Origin of the sequence: Arthrobacter sp. Hiyo1 (assembly GCF_001263615.2) — a bacterium.
Lineage (GTDB): Bacteria > Actinomycetota > Actinomycetes > Actinomycetales > Micrococcaceae > Arthrobacter.
This window is the reverse complement of record NZ_DF952476.1, coordinates 185,810-189,238: the sequence shown is the minus strand read 5'-3', so window position 1 is coordinate 189,238 and position 3,429 is coordinate 185,810. Positions and strand designations below refer to the sequence as shown.

The following is a 3,429-nucleotide window of genomic DNA, read 5'->3' as shown; positions in this document are numbered from 1 at the left end:
GGCGCCTTCATTGCCGGACTCGCTGCCGCCGGGCGGGGCGGCTTCACGCCGGAAGACGGCAGGGAAGGTTTCTCGCCGGAGGCTGATGCGGCGATGGCTGTTTTCAACGCCGTCGAGCCGCGGCTCCATCACGCGTTGCGGGATTGCTCCAGCGGCCGGGAGTTGATCGGCGCAGGGCACGCGGACGACGTCGAGATTGCCGCCGAACTTGACGCCGGGACCGCCGTGGCCCTCTTGAGGGACGGCGCGTTCCAGCAGCCCTGAGTGCACTTCGGTGCGGTTTCCGAAGGGGCTTGCGCTTCCACTACTTAGCGGTACTATGTACCAGTAGCTAGTAACACTGAGTAGTGAAAGGAGGTGTCCGATGGGCAGGCAAATGACGGAGATGCTCAAAGGGACCCTCGAGGGCATCGTTCTCGCCCTCCTGACCGGGAATCCCGCGTACGGGTACGAAATCACGACGCTGCTCCGAGGCCAGGGCTTCACCGAGATCGCCGAGGGCACCGTGTATGCGCTGCTCGTCAGGATCGAGCAAAAAGGCCTTGTCGACGTCGAGAAACGGCCGTCCGAGAAGGGCCCGCCGCGCAAGGTCTATTCGCTCAACGAGCAGGGCGAAAAGGAACTGGACGAATTCTGGAATACGTGGAGTTTCCTGTCCGAGCGACTGGAACAGCTCCGAAAGGGAGGAAAGTGAACATGGCCGCAGGGTGGATCGAGCAGCTTACGGGATCGCTCGAACAGAAGAAGCAATACCGGCAAAACAAGGCACGCGTGGAGCAGCTTCCCGCGGACTATCGCGCGGCGGCGACCGCGCTGGAACGGTACCTGATGTACTTCGGTGCCATCACCAAGGGCGATGTGCTGCTGCGGATGCTCGGGGACCTCACCGATCTCTTCGAACAGAGCGCCGCGGACGGGACGCCGATCCGCGACATCGTTGGTGACGACCCCGTCGAGTTCGCCGAAACGTTCATGCGCAACTACACGGTCGGTCAGTGGATCAACAAGGAGCGCGAACGCCTGGTCAAGGCGATCGACGCCGCTGCCGGAGACGATGGGAAGGAGCGGGAATCGTGAGCAATGCATCCACCACCCGCGAACCCGCGATCCGCGTGCAGGGCATGGAAAAGTCCTACAAAGAGCTGCACGTGCTGCGCGGCGTGGACTTCGACGTGGCACCGGGCACCATCTTCGCCCTTCTCGGCTCCAACGGAGCAGGAAAGACCACGATGGTGAAAATCCTGTCGACGCTGCTCAGTCCGGACGCCGGCACGGCGACCGTCAACGGATTCGACGTCGTGGCCCACCCGCTGCGGGTCCGGGAATCCATCAGCCTCACCGGACAATTCGCAGCGGTCGATGAAATCCTCTCGGGCAGGGAAAACCTGGTGCTGGTTGCCAAGTTGCGGCACCTGAAGGACCCCGGGCAAGCGGCGGACGATCTCCTGGCGCGCTTCAACTTGTCCGAGGCAGCGTCCCGAAAGGTGTCCGCGTATTCCGGAGGCATGCGCCGTCGCCTTGACATCGCCATGAGCCTGATCGGGCAGCCCGAGGTGATCTTCCTGGATGAGCCGACCACCGGGCTCGACCCCGAAGCACGCATCGAGGTGTGGCAGGTAATCCAGGAGCTCGCGAAACGGGGCACCACCGTCCTGCTCACCACGCAATATCTCGACGAGGCAGAACAACTCGCGGACAGCATCGCCATCCTCCATCAAGGGCGCATCATCGCGAACGGGACTCTCGCCGAGCTCAAGCAACTACTCCCACCGGCGAAGGTCGAGTACGTCGAAAAACAGCCCAGCCTGGAGGACATCTTCCTCGCACTGGTGGGGAACGAGGGCAAGGTCGCGTCAAGTAAGGACCAGTCATGAGCACACACTTCTTCGGAGACACGGCCGTCTTGCTGGGCCGCTCCATGCGTCACATCTTCCGCAGCGCGGACACCATCATCACCACCGCGATCACGCCGATTGCCCTCATGCTGCTTTTCGTCTACGTGTTCGGCGGCGCCATCAGGACAGGCACGGAGAACTACGTCAATTACCTGCTGCCGGGAATCATGCTGATCGCGATCGCCTCGGGCATCGTACACCGCTGTTCGCTTGTTCACCGACATGAAGAGCGGCATTTTCGAGCGGTTCCACTCCATGCCGATCGCACGATCATCGGTCCTGTGGGCACATGTGCTGACCTCCATGGTGGCGAACGGGCTCTCGCTCGTGATCATCATGCTGGTGGCCCTCCTGATGGGATTCCGCACCTCCGCAAGCCTGCTGGCATGGCTCGCGATCGTTGGAATCCTGGCGCTGTTCACCCTGGCACTCACCTGGCTCGCGATCATTGCAGGCCTGACAGCGAAGTCAGTGGACGGTGCCGGCGGGTTCTCCTACCCGCTCATCTTCCTGCCGTTCATCAGTTCGGCCTTCGTCCCCACAGCCACCATGCCGGGTCCCGTGCGCGCCTTCGCCGAGAACCAACCGGTCACTTCGATCGTCAACACGATCCAGGATCTGTTTGAACAACGGCCGATCGGAAGCGACATATGGGTCGCCCTCGCATGGTGCCTCGGCATCCTGATTATCGCGTACTTCTTCGCCACGGCCGCCTACCGGCGCAGGATCAGCTAAGGGTCGTTCTAGCCGAAGGCGCCGTCTCGTATCATGAGGTGTGACCTCCTACCTCCAGCGCCGTGGTGCCGCACTCCCCCAAGCCCGTCCCGACGTCGAACACGTCCTGGCAGTGCGCGGCACGGGAGGCTACCGGCAGTACCGCATCCCTGCGCTGGCCGTCTCGACGGCGGGGACAGTGCTCGCCGCCTATGACGGCCGGCCGAACTTGGACGACCTGCCCAATCCGATCGATCTCCTGCTGCGGCGCAGCACGGACAATGGCCGCAGCTGGGAGGAACAGCGCGTGGTCCGCAGCGGCTCGGGGCTCAATGGCTACGGCGATCCGAGCCTCTTGGTGGACGCAGTGACCGGGCGGATCTTCATGTTCCATGCCGCGGGGACGCATGCCGGTTTCTTCGAAGCGGTAGGCGGCCTGGAACCCGATGACGACGTGCAGCACTGCGATGTCAGCTTTTCCGACGACGACGGCGTCACCTGGCAGCATCGGCGACTCACCGGACAGCTCAAGCGGGGCGGTGTTCCGGGCGCTCGTGCCGGCGACCGCGGCATCACGGGGATTTTCGCCGCAGCCGGTCAGGGAATCCAGATGCACGCCGGTCCGTTCGCCGGGCGACTGGTCCAGCAGTTCGTGGTGCTCGTCGACGGCGAAATCATGGCGGCTTCCGCATACAGTGACGACCACGGCGAGAACTGGACGCTCGGATCGCTCATCGGAAAGGGTCCGGATGGGGTCGGCCCCAACGAAAACAAAGTGGCATGCCTCGACGACGGCCGCCTCCTGCTGCACTCGCGAGCC

General features: G+C 63.5%; 4 protein-coding genes and 2 pseudogenes. All 6 read left to right on the top strand.

Features of this window, described 5'->3' with window-relative positions; all coding sequences use genetic code 11:
• Positions 1-264 (top strand): annotated as a pseudogene (locus tag AHiyo1_RS21325) (2-phosphosulfolactate phosphatase); the annotation flags it as partial.
• A 100-nt stretch (positions 265-364) separates the two neighbouring features.
• A complete protein-coding gene (locus tag AHiyo1_RS21320) occupies positions 365-694 on the top strand; it encodes a PadR family transcriptional regulator (protein WP_059389920.1) in 330 nt (109 codons plus the stop codon).
• Between the two features lie 2 nt (positions 695-696).
• Entirely contained in the window at positions 697-1,077 is a 381-nt protein-coding gene (locus AHiyo1_RS21315; protein ID WP_059389919.1) for a DUF1048 domain-containing protein, read from the top strand.
• Between the two features lie 44 nt (positions 1,078-1,121).
• On the top strand, positions 1,122-1,874 hold the full coding sequence (locus tag AHiyo1_RS21310) for an ABC transporter ATP-binding protein (RefSeq protein ID WP_059389921.1): 753 nt from the start codon (positions 1,122-1,124) through the stop codon (positions 1,872-1,874).
• A pseudogene (locus AHiyo1_RS21305) lies at positions 1,871-2,630 on the top strand (ABC transporter permease). Before AHiyo1_RS21310 ends, AHiyo1_RS21305 begins: the two are co-directional and overlap by 4 nt.
• 40 nt (positions 2,631-2,670) lie before the next feature.
• The coding region (locus tag AHiyo1_RS21300; protein WP_148667701.1) for a sialidase family protein at positions 2,671-3,429 on the top strand (759 nt) is incomplete at its 3' end.